We start from the raw sequence: 21,279 nt of genomic DNA, 5'->3' as shown, positions 1-21,279 counted from the left end.
GGGCGGCCATCTCTCCCGAAAGGGCACCCACGCGCATGGAGCAGTACGAGCCCGAAAGCCTGTCCTCGGCACAACTCGCCGCAATGCGGCGCAGTTTCCGCAACGGCAGGGCAGCCATGACCCGCCGCTCGCTGCTGCGCGCCTCCGCGGGCGGCGCGCTAGCCGTCGGCGGGATCGGGTCGCTGAGCGCCTGCGGCATTCCCGCGGCGAGCAAGGGCCAGGGCGGCGTCTCGTCGGAGGACCACTCGGCCAAGGAGCAGGTCGTCAACTTCTCCAACTGGACGGAGTACATCGACCTCAGCGACGACGAGAAGCACCGGCCCTCCCTGGACGCGTTCACCAAGCGCACCGGGATCAGGGTCAAGTACACCGAGGACATCAACGACAACGTCGAGTTCTTCGGCAAGATCAAGCCGCAGCTCGCGGCGGGCCAGGACACCGGCCGGGACATCATCGTCCTCACCGACTGGCTGGCCTCGCGGCTGATCCGCTTCGGCTGGGTGCAGAAGCTCGACCCGGCCAACCTGCCCCATGCGTACGCGAATCTGTCCGCCCAGTTCCGCAGCCCCGACTGGGACCCGGGCCGTGCCTACTCGTACCCGTGGCAGGGCATCGCCACGGTCATCGCGTACAACGCCAAGGCCACGAACGGCAGGGAGGTCACCTCCGTCTCGCAGCTGCTCGACGACCCCAAGCTCAAGGGCAGGGTCGGCCTGCTCTCCGAGATGCGCGACAGCGTCGGCATGACCCTGCTCGACATGGGCAAGGACCCGGGCACCTTCACGTCCGACGACTTCGACGCGGCGATAGCCCGGATGCAGAAGGGTGTCGACAGCAAGCAGGTCCGCCGCTTCACCGGCAACGACTACATCGCCGACCTGAGCAAGGGGGACCTCGCGGCCTGTCTCGCCTGGGCGGGCGACATCGTCCAGCTCCAGGCGGACAACCCGGACGTCAAGTTCCATATCCCCGACGCCGGTTACATCTCGTCGACGGACAACATGCTGATCCCCAACAGGGCCCGTCACAAGACGAACGCCGAGAAGCTCATGGACTACTACTACGAGCTGCCGGTCGCCGCCGAACTCGCCGCCTGGATCAACTACGTGACGCCCGTCGACGGAGTGAAGCCCGAACTGGCCAAGATCGACAAGAGCATCGCGAACGACCCGCTGATCGTTCCCGACAAGACCATGGGTGCCAAGGCGCACGGTTTCCGCTCTCTCACCTCCAAGGAAGAGAAGGCGTTCGAAGAGAAGTTCGCCCAGCTCACCGGCGCGTGAGACCCGCAGCACCGAGCCCCCTGCCCCTCGACTCCTTGGACTGCACCATGACGACAGAAAACGGCGGCGACGTCCGCCTTGCCGGGATCAGCAAGACCTACGGCTCCTTCACCGCCGTCCAGCCGCTGGACCTGACCGTGCCGCAGGGCTCCTTCTTCGCCCTCCTCGGCGCCTCGGGCTGCGGCAAGACCACGACCCTGCGGATGATCGCCGGGCTCGAGGAGCCCAGCTCCGGCACGGTCCTGCTCGGCGACCAGGACGTCACCGCGCTGCCCCCCTACAAGCGCCCGGTGAACACCGTCTTCCAGTCGTACGCGCTCTTCCCGCACCTCGACATCTTCGAGAACGTCGCCTTCGGCCTGCGCCGCCGCGGCATCAAGTCCGTGAAGAAGCAGGTCGGGGAGATGCTCGACCTGGTCCAGCTCGGCGAGCAGGCCCGCAAGAAGCCGCACCAGCTCTCCGGCGGCCAGCAGCAGCGCGTCGCCGTGGCGCGCGCCCTGATCAACCACCCCAAGGTGCTGCTCCTCGACGAGCCGCTCGGCGCCCTCGACCTCAAGCTGCGCCGCCAGATGCAGCTCGAACTCAAGCGCATCCAGACCGAGGTGGGCATCACGTTCATCCACGTCACGCACGACCAGGAGGAGGCCATGACCATGGCCGACACGGTCGCCGTGATGAACGCGGGCCGCGTCGAACAGCTGGGCGCTCCGGCGGACCTGTACGAGAACCCGGGGTCCACGTTCGTCGCCAACTTCCTCGGCACGTCCAACTTCATCGAGGCCGAGGTCGCCGGCCGCAGCGGCGAGGACCTCACCCTGAAGGCCGGCGACGGCAAGCTCGTCCTGCCCGCCGCCCGCTGTACGGCCGCCACCACCACCGGCGGGAAGGTCCTCGTCGGTGTGCGCCCCGAGAAGATCTCCCTCACCCACGCCGATGACGCGGGCTCCATACCCGACGGCCGCAACCGCATCACCGGCCGCGTCGCCGACAGCAGCTTCATCGGCGTCTCCACGCAGTACGTCGTCGACAGCCCGCTCTGCGACGCCTTCGAGGTCTACGCCCAGAACATCGAACGCGACACCCGGCTCACCCCCGGCGCCGAGGTCGTCCTGCACTGGAACCCCGCGCACACGTTCGGCCTCGACGCCGCCCAGGACATCGAGGCGGGCGCCGCGAAGGTCGAGGAGGACGCCGCCGCATGACGACCGTCACCGACACTCCCGCGGCGCCGGCCGGCAAGACCGCGCGCCCGCCGCGCAAGCGCGGCCGCCTCGTCCCGTACTGGCTGCTGCTGCCCGGCTTGCTGTGGCTGGTCGTCTTCTTCGCCCTGCCGATGGTCTACCAGGCGTCCACGTCGATCCAGACGGGTTCCCTGGAGGACGGCTTCAAGGTCACCTGGCACTTCGCGACCTACTGGGACGCGCTCGCCGACTACTGGCCGCAGTTCCTGCGCTCGGTGCTCTACGCGGGCGCCGCCACGATCCTGTGCCTGGCGCTCGGCTACCCGCTGGCCTACCTCATCGCCTTCCGCGCGGGACGCTGGCGCAACGTCGTCCTCATCCTCGTCATCGCGCCGTTCTTCACCAGCTTCCTGATCCGCACGCTGGCCTGGAAGACGATCCTTTCCGACAGCGGCCCGGTCGTCAGCACGCTGAACGCCCTGCACATCCTGGACGTCACGAGCTGGATCGGCATGACGGACGGCGACCGCGTCCTCGCGACCCCGCTCGCCGTGATCTGCGGACTCACGTACAACTTCCTGCCGTTCATGATCCTGCCGCTCTACACCTCGCTGGAGCGCATCGACGGCCGGCTGCACGAGGCGGCGGGCGACCTGTACGCCTCGCCCGCCACCACCTTCCGCAAGGTGACGTTCCCGCTCTCCATGCCGGGTGTCGTCTCCGGCACGCTGCTCACCTTCATCCCCGCCGCCGGTGACTACGTCAACGCGGACCTGCTCGGCTCCACCGACACCCGCATGGTCGGCAACGTCATCCAGACGCAGTTCCTGCGCATCCTGGACTACCCGACGGCGGCGGCGCTCTCCTTCATCCTGATGGCCGCGATCCTGATCATGGTCACCGTCTATATCCGCCGGTCCGGAACGGAGGACTTGGTCTGATGCCCTTCGTACGCTGGCTGCGCCGCAATCTCGTCGTCATCGCGGGTCTGGTCACCCTCGGCTATCTGCTCCTGCCCAACGTCATCGTGACGGTGTTCTCCTTCAACAAGCCGAAGGGGCGCTTCAATTACGAGTGGCAGCAGTTCTCCCTCGACGCGTGGACGAACCCGTGCGGCGTCGCCGACATGTGCGGCTCGCTGTCCCTGAGCCTCCAGATCGCCCTGTGGGCGACGATCGGCGCCACCGTCCTCGGCACGATGATCGCCTTCGCCCTGGTGCGCTACCGCTTCCGGGCCCGCGGCGCCGTGAACTCGCTGATCTTCCTGCCGATGGCGATGCCCGAGGTCGTCATGGCCGCCTCGCTGCTCACGCTCTTCCTCAACATGGGCGCGCAGCTCGGCTTCTGGACGATCCTCATCGCCCACATCATGTTCTGCCTCAGCTTCGTCGTGACGGCCGTCAAGGCGCGCGTCATGTCGATGGACCCGCGCCTCGAACAGGCCGCCCAGGACCTCTACGCCGGTCCCGTCCAGACCTTCGTACGGGTCACCCTGCCGATCGCCGCGCCGGGCATCGCCGCGGGCGCGCTGCTCGCCTTCGCGCTCTCCTTCGACGACTTCATCATCACCAACTTCAACGCGGGCTCGACCGTGACCTTTCCCATGTTCGTCTGGGGATCGGCGCAGCGCGGTACGCCCGTTCAGATCAATGTCATCGGTACGGCGATGTTCATCGTCGCCGTGCTGCTGGTCCTTGCCGCAATGCTGATCGGCAAGCGAAAGAACAAGGCAGTTTGAGGGAGTTGAAATCATGGCCGCACGTGCCATGAACCGTGGTACCGACTGGATCAAGTCACTGGCGGACGCCAAGCCGCTGTCCTACTGGCTGGACGACCCCGGCAAGCCGCAGGCCCAGCCGGCGCTGACCGGCGACGAACGCTGCGACCTGCTCGTCGTCGGCGGCGGCTACAGCGGCCTGTGGACCGCGCTCCTCGCCAAGGAGCGCGACCCCGGGCGCGACGTGGTCCTGCTCGAAGGGCAGGAGGTGGGCTGGGCGGCTTCCGGCCGCAACGGAGGATTCTGCGCCGCCTCCCTGACACACGGCGTCGCGAACGGGCTGGCCCGCTGGCCCGGCGAGATCGCGAAGCTGGAGGAGCTCGGCAACCGCAACCTCGACGCGATCGAGGAGGCGGTCGCCCGCTACTCCATCGACTGCGACTTCGAGCGCACCGGCGAACTGGACGTGGCCACCGAGCCGCATCAGGTCACCGAACTCCAGGAATTCCACCAGGAGTTGACCGAGACGGGCCTCGCGGACGGCACCGAGCTGCTCGACGCCGACGCGACCCGCGAACAGGTCGACTCGCCGACCTTCCTCGGCGCCCTGTACGACCGGCGCGGTGTCGCGATGCTGCACCCCGCCAAGCTCGCCTGGGGCCTCAAGCAGGCCTGCCTCGACCTCGGCGTGCGCTTCTACGAGCACACCCCGGCGCTCGAACTCTCCTCGTCCGGCGCCGGGACCGCGGTCCGCACCCCCTACGGGCGCGTCTTCGCCCAGCACGTCGCGCTCGGCACGAACGTCTTCCCGTCCCTGGTCAAGCGCGTGCGCTCGTACACCGTCCCGGTCTACGACTACGCGCTGATGACCGAGCCCCTGACCGACGACCAGCTGGCCTCCATCGGCTGGAAGAACCGCCAGGGCCTCGGCGACTCGGCCAACCAGTTCCACTACTTCCGGCTCTCCGCGGACAACCGGATCCTGTGGGGCGGCTACGACGCGATCTATCCCTACGGCGGCCGGGTGCGCGCCGAGTACGACCACAGGCCCGAGACGTACGCGAAGCTCGCCGGCCAGTTCTTCGCCTGCTTCCCGCAGCTGGAGGGGGTGCGCTTCAGCCACGCGTGGGGCGGCGCCATCGATACCTGCTCACGCTTCTCGGCGTTCTTCGGCACGGCCCACAAGGGCCGCGTCGCGTACGCCGCCGGGTACACCGGCCTCGGCGTGGGCGCGACCCGCTTCGGCGCGGACGTGATGCTCGACCTGCTCTCCGGTGAGCGAACGGAGCGTACGGAGCTGGAGATGGTCCGCACGAAGCCGCTGCCCTTCCCGCCCGAGCCGTTCGCCTACACCGGGATCGCGCTCACCAAGTGGTCCCTGGCGCGCGCCGACGACAACGGCGGCCGGCGCAACCTGTGGCTGAAGGCCATGGACAAGGCGGGCCTCGGCTTCGACAGCTGACAAGTCCCGAACCACCGGTCCGGATCGGCAAGTCCGGAACAACTCGTGGGCAGAACCCGCGTAATGCTCGCGGCCCGGCCTCCTCTCCCTGGTGACACGCACAGCTTTCGGCAACTGCGTACCAGGAAGAGGAGGTCCCGCCATGACTGGCTCGGGGGCGAAGTCGGCGGTCGAGTGGCTGGCGTCCGTGGCACCTGATCCGGACGCCTGCCGCTGGGAATGGGAGCGCAACCCCCTCGGGGTCGCGCTCCTTCCCGCGGGCAGGCTCTGGGACGTACTGATACTGCCCGGCGAGCTGGGGTATCCGACGCTCGACGTGCTCACCCGTGTCATCGACCGGCCGGGCCCCGTGCTCGCCGACTTCGGTGACGCCCGCATGGGCTTCTTCGTACCTTCCGGCACGGCCACCCGCTGGCTCGGCACGGGGGTGCGCGGCGCGGGCCGTGGCACCTGGATCGTCGTGCCGCATCCCCTTCCCGGCCGTGCCGCCGGCGGAGTCCGCTGGCTGATCCCGCCCGACGGCTCGGGCACCCTCACCGACCCGACCGTCCTGGAACTGGCGATGCACGAGGCAGCCGCGCAGCTCGCCCGGGACGACATCCACGAGTAGCCCGATGGGCCGGCCGGGTCAGCCGCGGGGCGCCCGGCCCGCCCACACCGCGCACATGACGTACAGCAGGACCACCGAGAGGCACCAGCCGCCGACGACGTCCAGCGGCCAGTGGTAGCCGCGCCGCATCAGACCGAGGCCGACGGCCGCGTTCAGGACCGTGTAGCCGATGACGAGTTCGCGGCGCGCGTAGGCGCCACGCACGTACGGCAGCAGGAGGAGCAGGCAGGCGCCGTACGCGACCGCCGCCGTCGTCGCGTGGCCCGACGGGTAGAAGCCGGTGCCGGGGCCCATCACGGCCGGGCCCGTCCGGGCGACGGTCTCCTTGACCGGGACGACCAGGAGCGGGACGGCGGCCATCGTCAGCGCGGCGATGACGGGGGGCTTCCACCAGCGGGGCACGCCGTCGCGACGGGCGCGCCAGGCGGCGTAGCCGAGGACGGCGGTGAGGACCGGGAGCGCGACGGCGATGTTGCCGAGGTCGGCGAGGAGTTCGGCGGCCCGGTTCGGCAGGCGGCTGGATCCGATCGCGTCACCGAGGCGTTCGTCCGCGCGGCGCAGCGCACCGCCGACGGCGATCTGCCAGGTGAGGAAGAGGAAGAGCAGGGCGCTCAGAACGGCGGCCCAGCGGAAAATGGTCGGCCGCCCCGGAACAGGGGGGGTAGTTCCGAGGCGGCCGATCTGATCGGTTTGCCGCACGCCCCGGGGGGTTTGGGGCGGGCGGCCATCCGATCGGTGAGGAGTTCCGGAGCCGGAAGCTCCGGGTGTGTGCGCGAGGGCACGACCAGGGCGGGGCTGGGGAGGCTCCGTCCCGGTTTCGCCCACAGTCCCCTGTGGGCGGGGTGTTTCTCTCATCTGCAGAAACCGTACGGCAGGGCGTGGGTGTCCGACAGCGGGAACAGCAACCCGTCATCGGCCCCGCACACGTTCTTCACACGCCCTGCCCCTTGCCTGAAGTCGCCGGAGCGGCTCAGACGCCCGCGAACGCGGTCTCGATGATGTCCAGGCCCTCGTTGAGCAGGTCGTCACCGATGACGAGCGGGGGAAGGAAGCGCAGCACGTTGCCGTAGGTGCCACAGGTGAGGACCAGCAGACCCTCGGCGTGGCAGGCCTTGGCGAGCGCGGCGGCGGCGGCCGGGTGCGGCTCCTTGGTGGCCTTGTCCTTGACGAGCTCGATGGCGATCATCGCGCCGCGGCCACGGATGTCGCCGATGATGTCGAACTTCTCGGCCATGGTGGCGAGGCGGGCCTTCATGATGGCCTCGATGTTCTTCGCCTTGGCGTTGAGGTCGAGCTCCTTCATGGTCTCGATGGCGCCGAGCGCACCGGCGCAGGCCACCGGGTTGCCGCCGTAGGTGCCGCCGAGGCCGCCCGCGTGCGCGGCGTCCATGATCTCGGCGCGGCCCGTCACGGCGGCGAGCGGCAGACCGCCCGCGATGCCCTTGGCGGTCGTGATCAGGTCGGGGACGATGCCCTCGTCCTCGCACGCGAACCACTGGCCGGTGCGGCAGAAGCCGGACTGGATCTCGTCCGCGACGAAGACGATGCCGTTGTCCGCGGCGAACTGGCGGATCGCGGGCAGGAAGCCCTTCGCCGGCTCGATGAAGCCGCCCTCGCCGAGGACCGGCTCGATGATGATCGCGGCGACGTTGTCGGCGCCGATCTGCTTGGTGATCTGGTCGATCGCCTGGGCGGAGGCCTCGGCGCCCGCGTTCTCCGCGCCGGTCAGCCAGCGGTAGCCGTAGGCCACCGGCACGCGGTAGACCTCGGGCGCGAACGGGCCGAAGCCGTTCTTGTACGGCATGTTCTTGCTGGTCAGCGCCATCGTCAGGTTCGTACGGCCGTGGTAGCCGTGGTCGAAGACGACGACGGCCTGGCGCTTGGTGTACGCACGGGCGATCTTGACGGCGTTCTCGACGGCCTCGGCGCCCGAGTTGAACAGCGCGGACTTCTTGGCGTGGTCACCCGGCGTCAGCTCGGCCAGCGCCTCGGCGACGGCGACGTAGCCCTCGTACGGCGTGACCATGAAACAGGTGTGGGTGAAGTCCTGCAGCTGGGCGGAGGCGCGGCGCACGACGGCCTCGGCGGAGGCGCCGACCGAGGTCACGGCGATGCCGGAACCGAAGTCGATCAGGCGGTTGCCGTCGACGTCCTCGATGATGCCGCCGCCCGCGCGGGCGGTGAAGACCGGCAGCGTGGAGCCCACGCCGGCCGCGACCACGGCGGTACGTCGGGCCTGCAGCTCCTGCGACTTCGGACCGGGGATGGCGGTGACGACGCGGCGCTCCTGCGGGACTGCGCTCATGCGGGGCTCCTGGGGGTGTTTCGGGTGCTTTCTTCGCAGGTTAGGGGCGAGGGGCGGGGTGGGGCATGCTCCATCCGGGCGCGGTTCGCGGTTTGCGTTGTCCGTCGTGGACATACGGCCGCTCCACGGGGATCGCCGCAGGTCCGGGCGCGTAACCGGTGAACTCCCCATGCGGGGGCACTAGATTGACCCGCGGACACGCAGACCGGCAGGTCAGGGGGCAGGGGCAATGGACACCGACGGCACGCAGGGCGCTGGCGGCACGCACGACGCTCGCGGCACACACGCCACACCGGTGCCGCGCCCTGCGGGGCCACCGAATCCTCCGGCGGTGTCGGCCGACCGGGGAGCGCGCAGCGGTTCGCCCGCGCGCCCCGGCACCCCGCCGCCCCGCCCCACGCACGCCCCCGGCGCCGCCGGAGCGTCCGCCGGGGCCGCCGGGGCCGCCTTCCTCGGGTGGCTGCGGGCCCCGCGGCCCGCCGCCGAGCCGGGCATCTGGCGGTTCGCGCACCGGCCGAGGCCCGCGCAGGAGCCCGAGGTCGTCCCGGCCCGGCAGCTGCTCGGCGGAGCGGTGATCGCCTTCCTGGTGGGGTGGCTCGTCTGGTCCCTGCTCTGGAACGGCTACCTCGGCGGCTGGTGGCTGCTCCCGCTGTACGCGATGGTCCCCGACTCCTGGGCCCAGCCGCACTCCGTCGGCTCGGTCGTCGTGGTCTACCTGTACTACGCCGTGTTCGCCGTCGGCATCATGATCGCCGTCGGCCGGCTCGGCCGTTGGGGTGAGGTCTGGCGCCGCTACGGGCTGCCGGCTTGGCGCAAGGCCGTACCCGTGGCCCAGGAGCGCCCGCCCGCGCCCGAGGAGGACCCCGCGCGCTGGCCCCAGCTGCGGGCCGCGGGCGCCGCCGACGCCGCCGACCGGCTCGCCGCCGACGCCCGCGCCGGGCTGATGTGCGACGTCGACCAGGCCCGGATCGCCCGCGCCTGGCAGGGCGTGCGCCGAGGCAGCCACCCCCTCGCCTCGTTCAGCGCGGCCGTCGTGAAGGACGGCGCCGGCGCCTGCCTGCACCCCTCCGGCGCGCGCGACCTCCCTGCCCGCGCCGCCCGCCATGACCTCGCCACCGCCCAGGTCAGGATCGGCACGAGCGCCGACGACGTCCGCAACCCCTACGCCTACCGCGGCGCGGGCCTCGCCTTCGGGCCCGATCTGCTCGGCACCTCGCTGCTCGCCGTCGGCCCCGCGGGCGCCGGCAAGACCGGCAGCGTCGTCTGGCCGATCGCCGAGTCCCTGTGCCTGGGCGCGTTGGCCGGCCGCGCCGTCGTCGTGGTCGTCGGCCCCGCCGGGGCAGGCCTCGGCGCCGCCGACAGCTATGACGTCGTCATCCGCATCGGTCACCCGGAGTCCGTCCACGACCTGGACCTGTACGGCGGCACGAGCGACCCCGACGAGGCCGCGGCGATGCTCGCCGAGGCGCTCGTCGGGGACCTCGCCGACCCGCACCCCGGCGGCGACAGCCGGCGCTCCACCACCGTCATCGCCCAGCTCATCGGGCCGTACCACGCCGTCCACGGCCGCTTCCCCTCCGTGCCCGAGCTGCGCCGCCTCCTGGACGGCGCCCCGGAGCCGCTCGCCGCGCTGCGTCAGGCGCTCACCGACTCGGGCCACGAGGCGATGCTCCGCGAACTCGACGCGCGCGAGCGGCAGTTGGGGCACCCTGGGGACGTGGGCGCGGTGCTCGCCGACCGGGTGGCCCTCCTCGACCGGCCCGCCTTCGCCTCGTTCTTCGACACGACGGGCCGGGGCAGGCCGTTCTCGCTGCGCGCCCTCGACCGCCCCGTACGCGTCCGCATCGACCTGCCCGAACGCGGGCACGCCGACGCGTCGCGGATCCTCGCGCGTCTCGTGCTCGCCCAGTTCGTCGCCGGCGCGTCCGTCCGCGACGACCGCTCGCTCTTCGCCTGCCTGATCCTGGACGACGCGACCGGCGCCGTGACCCCGCAGGCCGTGCGCGGCATCCAGCGGCTGCGCTCCGCGAACGCGGGCGCCGTCCTGACCCTGCGCACCCTCGACGACGTGCCGCGGCCCCTGCGCGGACCGCTCCTCGGGGCCGTCGGCTGCCGCATGGCCCTGTCCGGCCTCACCCCGTGGGACGGCCAGGACTTCGCCGAGGTGTGGGGCAAGGAGTGGACCGAGACACGGGACGTCACCGACCGGCAGATCATCGCGGAGACCCCGCTCGGCAAGACCGTCCACATGCTGCGCCGCGTCATCACCGGCAACGCGCCCACCGCACGGGCCGTCACCGTGCGCCAGGTCGAGCGCGAGCGCTGGTCCGCCTCCGAACTGGCGCACGCCGTGCCGCCCGGCCACGCCGTCCTGTCCCTGACGACGGTGCGGGGCGAGCACGCGCCCCCGCTCCTGGTGGACCTGCGCGACTGAGGCGGCCCGGTGTGCGGGGAGGCCGCAGACGTACGTACGGTGAGGCAGAATCGACACCGGTCGTTCATACGTACCGGCCAAAAGATCCACAGGATCCACCCCGCACCCGAGCACCACCTGTCGCACACCTGAAGGCCTCATGCCGCCCACGCTCGCCTCCCTCGTCCATCACTCCGCGCTCAAGCTGACCGTGCGCGCCGGGGAGGAACGGCTGGACACCGCCGTGCGCTGGGCCCACGTCAGTGAGCTCGCCGACCCCGTGCCGTACATGGAGGGCGGCGAGCTTCTCCTGTTCACCGCGCTGAAGCTGGACGCGGAGGACCCGGAGGCGATGCGCCGCTATGTGAAGCGGCTCGCGGGTGCCGGAGTCGTCGGGCTCGGCTTCGCCGTCGGCGTCAACTACGACGCCGTCCCGCAGGCCCTCGTCGACGCGGCGCGCGAGGAGGAGTTCCCGCTCCTCGAAGTGCCGCGCCGCACCCCCTTCATCGCCATCAGCAAGGCCGTCTCCGCCGCCATCGCCGCCGACCAGTACCGCGCCGTCACCGCCGGGTTCGCCGCCCAGCGCGAGCTGACCAAGCAGGCGCTGAGCGGTGGGCCCGAGGGGCTGCTCGGCGCGCTCGCCGGTCAGGTCGACGGCTGGGCCGCGCTGTACGACGCCTCGGGCGCCGTGGTCGCGGCCGCGCCGGAGTGGGCCGGGCGCCGGGCGGCCCGGCTGGTCGGCGACGTCGAGCGGCTGCGCGAGCGGCCCGCCCCGGCCAGCGCGGTCGTCGGCGGCAGCGAACAGCACGGCGGCGGGGACGAGGACCGCGTCGAGCTGCACTCGCTCGGCACCGGACGCAGGCCCCGCGCCGCCCTCGCCGTGGGCACCGCCGCGGCCCTCGGCACCGCCGAGCGTTACGCGCTGCACTCCGCCATCGCCCTGCTCACCCTCACCACCGAGCGCTCCCGCTCGCTGCACGCGGCCGAGCAGCGCATCGGCGCGGCGGTCCTGCGGATGCTGCTCGCGGGGGAGCCCGAGCACGCCAGGACCGTCGCCGGTGACCTGTACGGAGGGCTGCTCGACGCGCCCTTCCGGATGATCGTCGCCGAGGTCGCGTCCGCGTCGGCGGGCCGCGCGCACGCCGACGGGCACGCGCGCGTGGCCCTCGACAAGCCGGAGCGGCCCGCGCCGGGCACGGGTGCGGCGGCCGTCGCCGCCTCCGGGGACCCGCTCACCGGGCTCGCCGACGTCGTGGAGGCCGCCGCGGCCCGCTCCGGGGAGGCCGTCCTCGTGGTGCCCGACGGGGACCGGCTCGTGCTGCTCGCCGCCGACGGCGGCGCGGCGACGGGCGCCTGCACCCAGTACGCCGAGGCCCTGGAGACCGCCCGCCTGACGCAGCGCGAGCAGGGCGGCGCGGGCGAGGACGACGAACTCGTGGTGGGTCTGTCCGCACCGGCCGGGCCGATCGCCGCCGCGACCGCCTACAAGCAGGCCGAACAGGCCCTCTCCGTCGCCCGGCGGCGCGGGCGCTCTCTCGTCGAGCACGAGGAGGTCGCGGCGGGCTCCGTCGTGCCGCTGCTCGCCGACGACGCCGTACGCGCCTTCGCGGACGGTCTCCTGCGGGCCCTGAAGGACCACGACGCGACCGGCCGCGGAGACCTCGTGGCGTCGCTGCGCGCCTGGCTCTCGCGGCACGGCCAGTGGGACGCGGCCGCCGCCGACCTCGGCGTGCACCGCCACACCCTGCGCTACCGGATGCGGCGCGTCGAGGAGATCCTCGGCCGCTCGCTCGACGATCCGGACGTGCGCATGGAGCTGTGGCTGGCCCTCAAGGCGACGAGCGCGGGCGGCGAATAGGCCCACCGGGCCGCTCTTCCGGACAGAACCCGCGCCCGCCTCTGCCAAAGCGGCGCGCCGCACTCGCGGACTCCGACACGTCGGACAAACACGGCTCCGCCCCCGCCCGCCTACCGTTGGTCCGGAAAGACCCCAGTACACACCCACTGCGGAAGGGCCGGGACCGACTATGACCGCCACTCACGCCTTCTGGCTCGCGGGCCGCGAGGCCACCGGTGACGCCACCTTCGACGTCACCAACTCCTACGACGGTCGGCTGGTCGGCAAGGTCAGCGTGCCCACGGACGCGCAGGTCGAGGAGGCCGTCGCCGCCGCGTACGCCGTCCGCGACGAGTTCGCCGCCACCCCCGCCCACGTACGGGCCAAGGCCCTCAACCACGTGGCCGACCGGCTGACCGAGCGCACCGAGGAGATCGCCCAGCTGATCTCCGCCGAGAACGGCAAGCCCATCAAGTGGGCGCGCGGCGAGGTCGGCCGTGCCGTCTCCGTCTTCCGCTTCTCCGCCGAGGAGGCCCGCCGCTTCAACGGCGGCGAGGCCCAGCGCCTCGACACCGACGCGGGCGGCACCGGCCGGCTCGCCCTGACCCGCCGCATTCCGCACGGCGTGGTCCTCGGCATCGCGCCGTTCAACTTCCCGCTGAACCTCAGCGCCCACAAGGTCGCACCGGCCATCGCCGTCGGCGCCCCGATCATCCTGAAGCCGGCCCCGGCCACGCCGATCTCCTCGCTGATCCTCGGCGAGCTGCTCGCCGAGACCGACCTCCCGGCCGGCTCATGGTCCGTCCTCACGGTCCCGAACGACCGCATGCCCGCCCTGGTCCAGGACGAGCGCCTGCCGGTCATCTCCTTCACCGGCTCGGGCCCCGTCGGCTACGCGATCATGGACAGCGTGCCGCGCAAGCACTGCACGCTGGAGCTCGGCGGCAACGGCGCGGCCGTCGTCCTCGGTGACTGGGCCTCCGACGAGGACCTGGACTGGGCGGCGACCCGTATCGCCACCTTCTCCAACTATCAGGGCGGCCAGTCCTGCATCTCCGTGCAGCGCGTCATCGCCGACGCCTCCCTGTACGAGCGGCTCCTGCCGAAGATCGTCGCGGCCGTCGAGGCGCAGGTCACCGGTGACCCCGCGGACGACGCCACCGACGTCGGCCCGCTGGTCAGCGAGGACGCCGCCAAGCGCGTGGAATCCTGGGTCGACGAGGCCGTCGCCGCGGGCGCCTCGCTGCTCGCGGGCGGCAAGCGCGAGGGCGCCACGTACGCCCCGACCGTCCTCGCCGACGTGCCGGCCGACGTGACGATCTCCTGCGAGGAGGTCTTCGGACCGGTCCTCACGGTCAAGAAGGTCGACGGCGAGGCCGAGGCCTTCGCCGCGGTCAACGACTCCAAGTACGGCCTCCAGGCGGGCGTGTTCACGCACGACCTGCAGACCGCCTTCCGCGCCCACCGCGCCCTCGAGGTCGGCGGCGTGGTCGTCGGCGACGTCCCGTCCTACCGCGCGGACCAGATGCCGTACGGCGGCGCCAAGCAGTCCGGCGTGGGCCGCGAGGGCGTGCGCTACGCGATGGACGATTACACGTACGAGCGCGTCCTCGTCCTGACGGGCCTCGCCCTCTAGGACCGGCAAGACCCCGGCGTACGCCTGATCCGTACGCCGGCCATGGACGGCCGGAGCCCACTGTGCGGGGGCTCCGGCCGTCCGCGTTCCCGGGCCCACCATTTGACGGCAGGCCCGGCGGACCCTTGTCCCCCGAATGCCGGTACGGGTGACCCGATCGGTGCGCGAGGGGTGGTCGGGTTGCCGGTTTTCGGGTACATACGACCGAGTAGCACCCGTCGGTAGCCGATGCCGAACGGCCCCTACTCGCGTCGAGGTGAGCCCCCATGGCGGCCCCAACTTCCCAGCAGCCATCCGTATCGGAACGCGAGGCCCGGCAGGTCGCCGAGGCCGCGCGCGAACAGGGCTGGCGCAAGCCGAGCTTCGCCAAGGAGCTCTTCCTCGGGCGCTTCAGGCTGGACCTGATCCACCCGCATCCCCAGCCGGCGGGCGAGGACGTCCGGCGCGGCGAGGAGTTCCTCGCCAAGTTGCGCGACTTCTGCGAGACACGCATCGACCCGGCCCGCATCGAGCGCGAGGCGCAGATCCCCGACGAGGTGATCAACGGGCTCAAGGAGCTCGGCGCCCTCGGCATGAAGATCGACACCAAGTACGGCGGCCTCGGCCTCACGCAGGTCTACTACAACAAGGCCCTGGCCCTGGTCGGCACCGTGAGCCCCGCGATCGGAGCCCTCCTGTCGGCCCACCAGTCCATCGGTGTGCCGCAGCCGTTGAAGATCTTCGGGACGCAGGAGCAGAAGGACGCCTTCCTGCCGCGCTGCGCCAGCACCGACATCACCGCGTTCCTGCTGACCGAACCCGACGTCGGCTCGGACCCGGCGCGCCTCGCCACGACCGCGGTGCCCGACGGGGACTCGTACATCCTCGACGGCGTGAAGTTGTGGACGACGAACGGCGTCGTCGCCGATCTGCTCGTCGTCATGGCGCGGGTGCCGAAGGCGGAGGGGCGCAAGGGCGGCATCACGGCCTTCGTCGTGGAGGCCGACTCCGAAGGGATCACGGTCGAGAACCGCAACGCCTTCATGGGCCTGCGCGGCCTGGAGAACGGCGTGACCCGTTTCCACCGGGTCAGGGTCCCGGCCGCGAACCGCATCGGCCCCGAGGGCGCCGGCCTCAAGATCGCCCTCACCACCCTCAACACGGGCCGGCTCTCGCTGCCCGCGATGTGCGTGGGCGCGGGCAAGTGGTGCCTGAAGATCGCCCGCGAGTGGTCGGGCGCCCGCGAGCAGTGGGGCAAGCCGGTCGCGTTCCACGAGGCGGTCGGCCAGAAGATCTCGTTCATCGCGGCGACGACCTTCGCGCTCGAAGCCGTCGTCGACCTGTCCTCGCAGATGGCCGACGAGGACCGCAACGACATCCGCATCGAGGCCGCCCTCGCCAAGCTCTTCGGCTCCGAGATGGGCTGTCTGATGGCGGACGAGCTGGTCCAGATCCGCGGCGGCCGCGGCTTCGAGACCGCCGAGTCCCTCGCCGCGCGCGGCGAACGCGCCGTCCCCGCCGAGCAGCTCCTGCGCGATCTGCGCATCAACCGCATCTTCGAGGGCTCGACGGAGATCATGCACCTCCTCATCGCCCGCGAGGCCGTGGACGCGCACCTGTCCGTCGCCGGTGACCTGATCGACCCCGACAAGTCCCTGTCCGACAAGGCGAAGGCGGGCGCGAAGGCCGGCGGCTTCTACGCGCGCTGGCTGCCGAAGCTCGTCGCCGGACCCGGCCAGCTCCCCAACTCCTACAGCGAGTTCCACCCCGCGGGCCACGCCGACCTCTCCGGCCATCTGCGCTTCGCGGAGCGCTCGGCGCGCAAGCTGGCCCGCTCCACCTTCTACGCCATGTCCCGCTGGCAGGGAAAGATGGAGACCAAGCAGGGCTTCCTCGGCCGGATCGTCGACATCGGCGCCGAACTCTTCGCGATGAGCGCGGCCTGCGTACGGGCCGAGCACCTGCGCGGCGCCGGCGAACACGGCCGCGAGGCCTACCAGCTCGCCGACGTGTTCTGCAGCCAGTCCCGCGTCCGCGTCGACGAACTCTTCGGGCGCCTGTGGCACAACACCGACGAACTGGACCGCAAGGTCACCAAGGGCGTCCTCGGCGGTTCCTACACCTGGCTGGAGGAGGGCGTCATCGACCCCAGCGGCGACGGCGCGTGGATCGCGGACGCGACCCCCGGCCCCTCGAAGCGGGAGAACGTCCGCCGCCCCATCCGCTGAACCGCGCCCCGGGGCCCGCGGGTATCTTGCTCACCGCAAGTCCCACAGGCCCCGGGGGAGATGGCAGTCATGCGCGACGAGCGCAAGTACCGCAACGACCTGGAACGACGGTTCCGCGACAACGCGCTGAAGATGCGCACCCGCGGCTTCTGGCTGCTCGTCCTCGCCGCGCTGCTGTGGCTGTACGTCCTGGCCCGGCTCCTGCTGCCGCCGGGTTTCCTCCTCGCGTCCGGCGACGAACACGGCGCCGGCTGCGACGACGGGCTCCTCTTCGAGGAGATCCGCAGGAGCTACGACGACGGCATCTCCAACACCTGCGTCCTGGAGCCCTGGCCGATGATCTTCGCCGTCCTCGCGCTCTCGCTCCCCATCGGGATGGCCGGCGCGATCCTCTACGTGCGCGGAGTCCTCAGCGCCAACCTCAGTCACTACGTCCGGTCCATGACCGGGCAGTGAACGGGCCCGCCTCCTTGCCTCAAAGGGCAACGAGGCGGACATTGGGTACAGGGGGGAGGCTCCTGTGCCGGGTACCGGGTTCGACCACATCACTTCCAGGATCATGCGCGCAGGCGAAGGCAGGATCCTGCACAAGCTCCAGCGCATCGCCGACCAGGTCAACTCGGTCGAGGAAGACTTCCTGGCGCTCACCGACGCCGAGCTCCAGGCCCTCACCGCCGAGTTCCGGCAGCGCCTCACCGACGGTGAGAGCCTGGACGACCTCATGCCCGAGGCCTTCGCCGCGATCCGCGAGGCCGCGCGCCGCACGCTCGGCATGCGCCACTTCGACGTACAGCTGATGGGCGGCGCCGCGCTCCACCTCGGCAACATCGCCGAGATGCAGACCGGCGAGGGCAAGACCCTGGCCGCGACCCTGCCCGTCTACCTCAACGCGCTGGCCGGCAAAGGCGTCCACCTCGTCACCGTCAACGACTACCTCGCCGAGCGCGACGCCGCCTGGATGGGCCGGGCCTACCGGTTCATGGGCCTCACCGTCGGCGTCGTCAGGACCGACATGGACCCGGCCGACCGGCGCGTCGCCTACGCCTGCGACATCACGTACGGCACCAACACCGAGTTCGGCTTCGACTACCTGCGCGACAACATGGCGTGGTCGAAGGACGAACTGGTGCAGCGCGGCCACCACTTCGCGATCGTCGACGAGGCGGACTCGATCCTCATCGACGAGGCCCGCACACCGCTGATCATCTCCGGCCCGGCCGACCAGCCCACCCACTGGTACGGCGTCTTCGCGGGACTGGTCCGGAACATGAAGGGCGTCCCGGTCCAGGACGAGCACTTCACCACCCAGGCCGACAAGGACCGGCTCGCCGAGCTGCGGGCCACGTACGACTACGAGTACGACCTGAAGAAGCAGACCGTGGCGATCCTGGACCGTGGGGTCTCCTACCTGGAGGACCAGCTCGGCATCGAGAACTTCTACGAGGCGGCCCACACCCCGCTCATCGGGCACCTGAACAACGCGCTCAAGGCCAAGGAGCACTTCAGGAACGACAAGGACTACGTCGTCATCGACGGCGAGGTCCTCATCGTCGACGAGCACACCGGCCGCATCCTCGCGGGCCGCCGCTACAACGAGGGCCTGCACCAGGCCATCGAGGCCAAGGAAGGGGTGGACATCAAGGACGAGAACCAGACGCTCGCCACGATCACCCTGCAGAACTTCTTCCGCCTCTACACCAAGCTCGGCGGCATGACCGGCACCGCCATGACCGAGGCCGCCGAGTTCCACCAGATCTACAAGCTGCACGTCGTGCCCATCCCCACCAACCGGCCGATGATCCGCCGTGACGACGCCGACCTGATCTACCGCACCGCGAGCGCCAAGTTCGACGCGATCGTCGAGGACATCGCCGAGAAGCACGCCGCCGGGCAGCCCGTCCTCGTAGGCACCACGTCCGTGGAGAAGTCCGAGCTCCTGTCCGAACAGCTCCGCAGGCGCGGCATCCGGCACGAGGTCCTCAACGCCAAGAACCACCGCCGCGAGGCTCAGATCGTCGCCCAGGCGGGCCGCAAGGGCGCCGTCACCGTCGCCACGAACATGGCGGGCCGCGGCACCGACATCATGCTCGGCGGCAACCCCGAGGCGATGACCGCCGCCGCACTGGAAGAACGCGGCCCCGCCGAGGACGACGACCCCGACCGGCGCCACGCCGTCGAGGAGCGCGTCACCGCGTCCGCCGCCGCCGAGCACGACGAGGTGAAGGAGCTCGGCGGGCTCTACGTCCTCGGCACCGAACGGCACGAGTCCCGGCGCATCGACAACCAGCTGCGCGGCCGCTCGGGACGCCAGGGCGACCCCGGGGCGTCCCGCTTCTACCTGTCCCTGGAGGACGACCTGATGCGCCTGTTCCGCGCCCAGGCCGTCGACCGGGTCATGGCCATGGCGAACCTCCCCGAGTCCGTGCCCATCGAGAACAAGATGGTCACCCGCGCCATCGCCTCCGCCCAGTCCCAGGTCGAGCAGCAGCACTTCGAGACCCGCAAGGAAGTCCTCAAGTTCGACGAGGTACTCAACCGGCAGCGCACCCTCATCTACCGCGAACGCCGCCGTGTCCTGGAGGGCGAGGACATGCGCGCCCAGGTCCTCCGCTTCATGGACGACACCGTCGGGGCGTACATCACCAATGAAACCGCCGAGGGCTACCCGGAGGAGTGGGACCTCGACGTGCTCTGGGCCGCCTTCCACGAGCTCTACCCGTGCGGCATCACCGCCGACGAGCTCGACGAGGCGGCCGGCGGGCGCGCCGAGCTGACCGCCGGCCTCCTCGTCGACGCCGTCACCGAGGACATCCACGCCCGCTACGAGGAGCGCGAGAGCGAGCTCGGCGCCGATGCCCTGCGCGACCTGGAACGCCTCGTCGTCCTCGCCGTCCTCGACCGCAAATGGCGCGAACACCTCTACGAGATGGACTACCTCCGCGACGGCATCGGCCTGCGTTACACCCTGGGCCGCGAGCCGATCTTCGAGTACGAACGCGAGGGGTTCGACCTGTTCACGGCCATGATGGACGCCATCAAGGAGGAGTCGGTCGGCTACGTCTTCAACCTCGACACCACTGCCGACGCGCCGGCCTCCGACGCCCTCGACGCGGCCCGGCGCCCCGACCGTCTCCACTTCAGCGCGCCCACCCTGGACACCGCCGGGGGCAGAAAGGAAAGCGACTTCGATACCGCCCACGACGAGGACGCACCGCGCGACGCGGAGCCGCCCGGGTCCTCCCCGCGACCGTCCGCCTGAGCGAAGGGCCGCCGCCGGCGCAGGTGATGACGAACCGCCGGGGGACGCGCTGTCCGAGGCGCCCGGAGGCCACGCCACAATGGGGGGTATGAGCGACAGCGCATCCCCCCTCGCGGACCCGCACCTCGTCTACGACCCCGCCGGGACGGACGGCCCGCGGGACGTCGTCATCCTCGGCTCCACGGGCTCGATCGGCACCCAGGCCATCGACCTTGTGCTGCGCAACCCCGACCGCTTCACGGTCACGGCGCTGTCCGCCGCGGGCGGCCGGGTCGGCCTGCTCGCCGAACAGGCCAGGCAGCTGCGCGTACGGACCGTCGCGGTCGCGCGCGAGGACGTCGTGCCCGCCCTGCGCGAGGCCCTGAGCGCGCAGTACGCCGACGGCGAGCCGCTCCCCGAGATCCTTGCCGGACCCGACGCGGCCACCCAGCTCGCCGCCTCCCCCTGCCACACGGTGCTCAACGGCATCACCGGATCCATCGGCCTCGCCCCGACGCTCGCTGCCTTGGAGGCCGGGCGCACCCTCGCCCTCGCCAACAAGGAGTCGCTCATCGTCGGCGGCCCCCTCGTCAAGGCGCTCGCGAAGCCGGGCCAGATCATCCCGGTCGACTCCGAGCACGCGGCGCTCTTCCAGGCCCTCGCGGCCGGCAAGCGCGCGGACGTCCGCAAGCTCGTCGTCACCGCGTCCGGCGGGCCCTTCCGGGGACGGACGAAGGCGGACCTCGCACACGTCACACCCGAGGACGCACTCGCGCACCCGACCTGGGCGATGGGCCCGGTCATCACCGTCAACTCCGCGACTCTGGTCAACAAGGGCCTGGAGGTGATCGAGGCGCACCTCCTCTACGACATTCCGTTCGAGCGGATCGAGGTCGTCGTACACCCGCAGTCCTACGTGCACTCCATGGTCGAGTTCACGGACGGCTCCACCCTCGCCCAGGCCACGCCGCCCGACATGCGCGGACCCATCGCCATCGGCCTGGGCTGGCCCGAGCGGATCCCCGACGCGGCGCCCGCGTTCGACTGGACGAAGGCGTCGAGCTGGGAGTTCTTCCCCCTCGACACCGAGGCCTTCCCCTCGGTCGGGCTCGCCCGGCACGTGGGCAAGCTCGCGGGGACGGCCCCGGCAGTGTTCAATGCCGCAAACGAGGAGTGCGTGGACGCGTTCCTGAACGGCGCGCTGCCGTTCAACGGCATCATGGACACCGTTACGAAGGTCGTCGAGGAACACGGCGCGCCTTCGGCAGCGGCGGCGGGAACTTCCCTGACCGTCGCGGACGTCCTCGAAGCGGAGACCTGGGCACGCGCCCGGACCCGTGAACTGACGGCACAGGCGACATCGACCGCGGAGGCTCGTGCATGACGACCC

At 71.3% G+C, this 21,279-nt stretch carries 15 protein-coding genes; 13 read left to right on the top strand and 2 right to left on the bottom strand.

Annotated features, from left to right (window positions below):
* The first annotated feature begins 35 nt into the window (after positions 1 to 35).
* The 6 genes from OG574_RS16570 (at position 36) to OG574_RS16545 (ending at position 6,253) form a co-directional block, all read left to right on the top strand.
* Positions 36 to 1,283, top strand: coding sequence for a polyamine ABC transporter substrate-binding protein (locus OG574_RS16570; RefSeq protein WP_326773886.1), 1,248 nt, complete (start codon positions 36 to 38; stop codon positions 1,281 to 1,283).
* Positions 1,284 to 1,330: 47 nt separating this feature from the next.
* Positions 1,331 to 2,485: an ABC transporter ATP-binding protein gene (locus OG574_RS16565; RefSeq protein WP_326773885.1), complete on the top strand. Its 1,155-nt coding sequence runs from the start codon at positions 1,331 to 1,333 to the stop codon at positions 2,483 to 2,485.
* Positions 2,482 to 3,405, top strand: a complete 924-nt coding sequence (locus OG574_RS16560; protein ID WP_326773884.1) for an ABC transporter permease — start codon at positions 2,482 to 2,484, stop codon at positions 3,403 to 3,405. Before OG574_RS16565 ends, OG574_RS16560 begins: the two co-directional genes overlap by 4 nt.
* Positions 3,405 to 4,202 (top strand): ABC transporter permease, encoded by a 798-nt coding sequence (locus OG574_RS16555; RefSeq protein ID WP_100595105.1) that lies wholly within the window; start codon positions 3,405 to 3,407, stop codon positions 4,200 to 4,202. Before OG574_RS16560 ends, OG574_RS16555 begins: the two co-directional genes overlap by 1 nt.
* A gap of 13 nt (positions 4,203 to 4,215) precedes the next feature.
* Positions 4,216 to 5,643: an NAD(P)/FAD-dependent oxidoreductase gene (locus tag OG574_RS16550; protein ID WP_326773883.1), complete on the top strand. Its 1,428-nt coding sequence runs from the start codon at positions 4,216 to 4,218 to the stop codon at positions 5,641 to 5,643.
* A gap of 142 nt (positions 5,644 to 5,785) precedes the next feature.
* Positions 5,786 to 6,253: a hypothetical protein gene (locus OG574_RS16545; protein ID WP_100595107.1), complete on the top strand. Its 468-nt coding sequence runs from the start codon at positions 5,786 to 5,788 to the stop codon at positions 6,251 to 6,253.
* 18 nt (positions 6,254 to 6,271) lie between these two features.
* On the opposite strand, the gene OG574_RS16540 is transcribed toward OG574_RS16545, so the two are convergent.
* Both OG574_RS16540 and gabT read right to left on the bottom strand, forming a co-directional pair.
* Entirely contained in the window at positions 6,272 to 6,952 is a 681-nt protein-coding gene (locus OG574_RS16540; RefSeq protein ID WP_326773882.1) for a phosphatase PAP2 family protein, read from the bottom strand.
* 271 nt (positions 6,953 to 7,223) lie between these two features.
* Complete coding sequence (gene gabT, locus OG574_RS16535) at positions 7,224 to 8,558, bottom strand: 4-aminobutyrate--2-oxoglutarate transaminase (RefSeq protein WP_326773881.1); 1,335 nt, start codon at positions 8,556 to 8,558, stop codon at positions 7,224 to 7,226.
* 229 nt (positions 8,559 to 8,787) lie between these two features.
* Between gabT and OG574_RS16530 the strand changes: the two genes are divergently transcribed.
* The 7 genes from OG574_RS16530 to dxr all read left to right on the top strand — a co-directional run bounded on the left by OG574_RS16530 (position 8,788) and on the right by dxr (position 21,273).
* On the top strand, positions 8,788 to 10,992 hold the full coding sequence (locus OG574_RS16530; RefSeq protein ID WP_326773880.1) for an ATP-binding protein: 2,205 nt from the start codon (positions 8,788 to 8,790) through the stop codon (positions 10,990 to 10,992).
* Positions 10,993 to 11,131: 139 nt separating this feature from the next.
* Positions 11,132 to 12,829, top strand: a complete 1,698-nt coding sequence (locus OG574_RS16525; RefSeq protein ID WP_100595111.1) for a PucR family transcriptional regulator — start codon at positions 11,132 to 11,134, stop codon at positions 12,827 to 12,829.
* 169 nt (positions 12,830 to 12,998) lie between these two features.
* Positions 12,999 to 14,444 (top strand): aldehyde dehydrogenase family protein, encoded by a 1,446-nt coding sequence (locus OG574_RS16520; protein WP_326773879.1) that lies wholly within the window; start codon positions 12,999 to 13,001, stop codon positions 14,442 to 14,444.
* A gap of 266 nt (positions 14,445 to 14,710) precedes the next feature.
* Positions 14,711 to 16,651, top strand: a complete 1,941-nt coding sequence (locus OG574_RS16515; protein ID WP_326773878.1) for an acyl-CoA dehydrogenase family protein — start codon at positions 14,711 to 14,713, stop codon at positions 16,649 to 16,651.
* 69 nt (positions 16,652 to 16,720) lie between these two features.
* Positions 16,721 to 17,107 carry a hypothetical protein gene (locus tag OG574_RS16510; protein ID WP_326773877.1) on the top strand — a complete coding sequence of 129 codons (387 nt, stop codon included), beginning with the start codon at positions 16,721 to 16,723 and terminating at the stop codon, positions 17,105 to 17,107.
* Between the two features lie 103 nt (positions 17,108 to 17,210).
* A complete protein-coding gene (gene secA / locus OG574_RS16505) occupies positions 17,211 to 19,910 on the top strand; it encodes a preprotein translocase subunit SecA (RefSeq protein ID WP_326773876.1) in 2,700 nt (899 codons plus the stop codon).
* 88 nt (positions 19,911 to 19,998) lie between these two features.
* On the top strand, positions 19,999 to 21,273 hold the full coding sequence (gene dxr, locus OG574_RS16500; protein WP_100595115.1) for a 1-deoxy-D-xylulose-5-phosphate reductoisomerase: 1,275 nt from the start codon (positions 19,999 to 20,001) through the stop codon (positions 21,271 to 21,273).
* Positions 21,274 to 21,279 lie beyond the last annotated feature (6 nt).

This window comes from Streptomyces sp. NBC_01445 (assembly GCF_035918235.1).
GTDB lineage: Bacteria > Actinomycetota > Actinomycetes > Streptomycetales > Streptomycetaceae > Streptomyces.
The sequence above is the reverse complement of the archived record's forward strand: the minus strand, read 5'-3'. Positions and strand labels throughout refer to the sequence as shown.

What these genes read in the sequence shown, in the direction of transcription:
- OG574_RS16570 (WP_326773886.1), top strand. Translation starts at nt 36, where the DNA reads ATGGAGCAGTACGAGCCCGAAAGCCTGTCCTCGGCACAACTCGCCGCA.
- OG574_RS16515 (WP_326773878.1), top strand. Translation starts at nt 14,711, where the DNA reads ATGGCGGCCCCAACTTCCCAGCAGCCATCCGTATCGGAACGCGAGGCC.
- OG574_RS16510 (WP_326773877.1), top strand. Translation starts at nt 16,721, where the DNA reads ATGCGCGACGAGCGCAAGTACCGCAACGACCTGGAACGACGGTTCCGC.
- gabT (WP_326773881.1), bottom strand. Translation starts at nt 8,558, where the DNA reads ATGAGCGCAGTCCCGCAGGAGCGCCGCGTCGTCACCGCCATCCCCGGT.
- dxr (WP_100595115.1), top strand. Translation starts at nt 19,999, where the DNA reads ATGAGCGACAGCGCATCCCCCCTCGCGGACCCGCACCTCGTCTACGAC.
- OG574_RS16565 (WP_326773885.1), top strand. Translation starts at nt 1,331, where the DNA reads ATGACGACAGAAAACGGCGGCGACGTCCGCCTTGCCGGGATCAGCAAG.
- OG574_RS16545 (WP_100595107.1), top strand. Translation starts at nt 5,786, where the DNA reads ATGACTGGCTCGGGGGCGAAGTCGGCGGTCGAGTGGCTGGCGTCCGTG.
- OG574_RS16520 (WP_326773879.1), top strand. Translation starts at nt 12,999, where the DNA reads ATGACCGCCACTCACGCCTTCTGGCTCGCGGGCCGCGAGGCCACCGGT.
- OG574_RS16555 (WP_100595105.1), top strand. Translation starts at nt 3,405, where the DNA reads ATGCCCTTCGTACGCTGGCTGCGCCGCAATCTCGTCGTCATCGCGGGT.
- OG574_RS16550 (WP_326773883.1), top strand. Translation starts at nt 4,216, where the DNA reads ATGGCCGCACGTGCCATGAACCGTGGTACCGACTGGATCAAGTCACTG.
- OG574_RS16525 (WP_100595111.1), top strand. Translation starts at nt 11,132, where the DNA reads ATGCCGCCCACGCTCGCCTCCCTCGTCCATCACTCCGCGCTCAAGCTG.
- OG574_RS16530 (WP_326773880.1), top strand. Translation starts at nt 8,788, where the DNA reads ATGGACACCGACGGCACGCAGGGCGCTGGCGGCACGCACGACGCTCGC.
- secA (WP_326773876.1), top strand. Translation starts at nt 17,211, where the DNA reads ATGCGCGCAGGCGAAGGCAGGATCCTGCACAAGCTCCAGCGCATCGCC.
- OG574_RS16560 (WP_326773884.1), top strand. Translation starts at nt 2,482, where the DNA reads ATGACGACCGTCACCGACACTCCCGCGGCGCCGGCCGGCAAGACCGCG.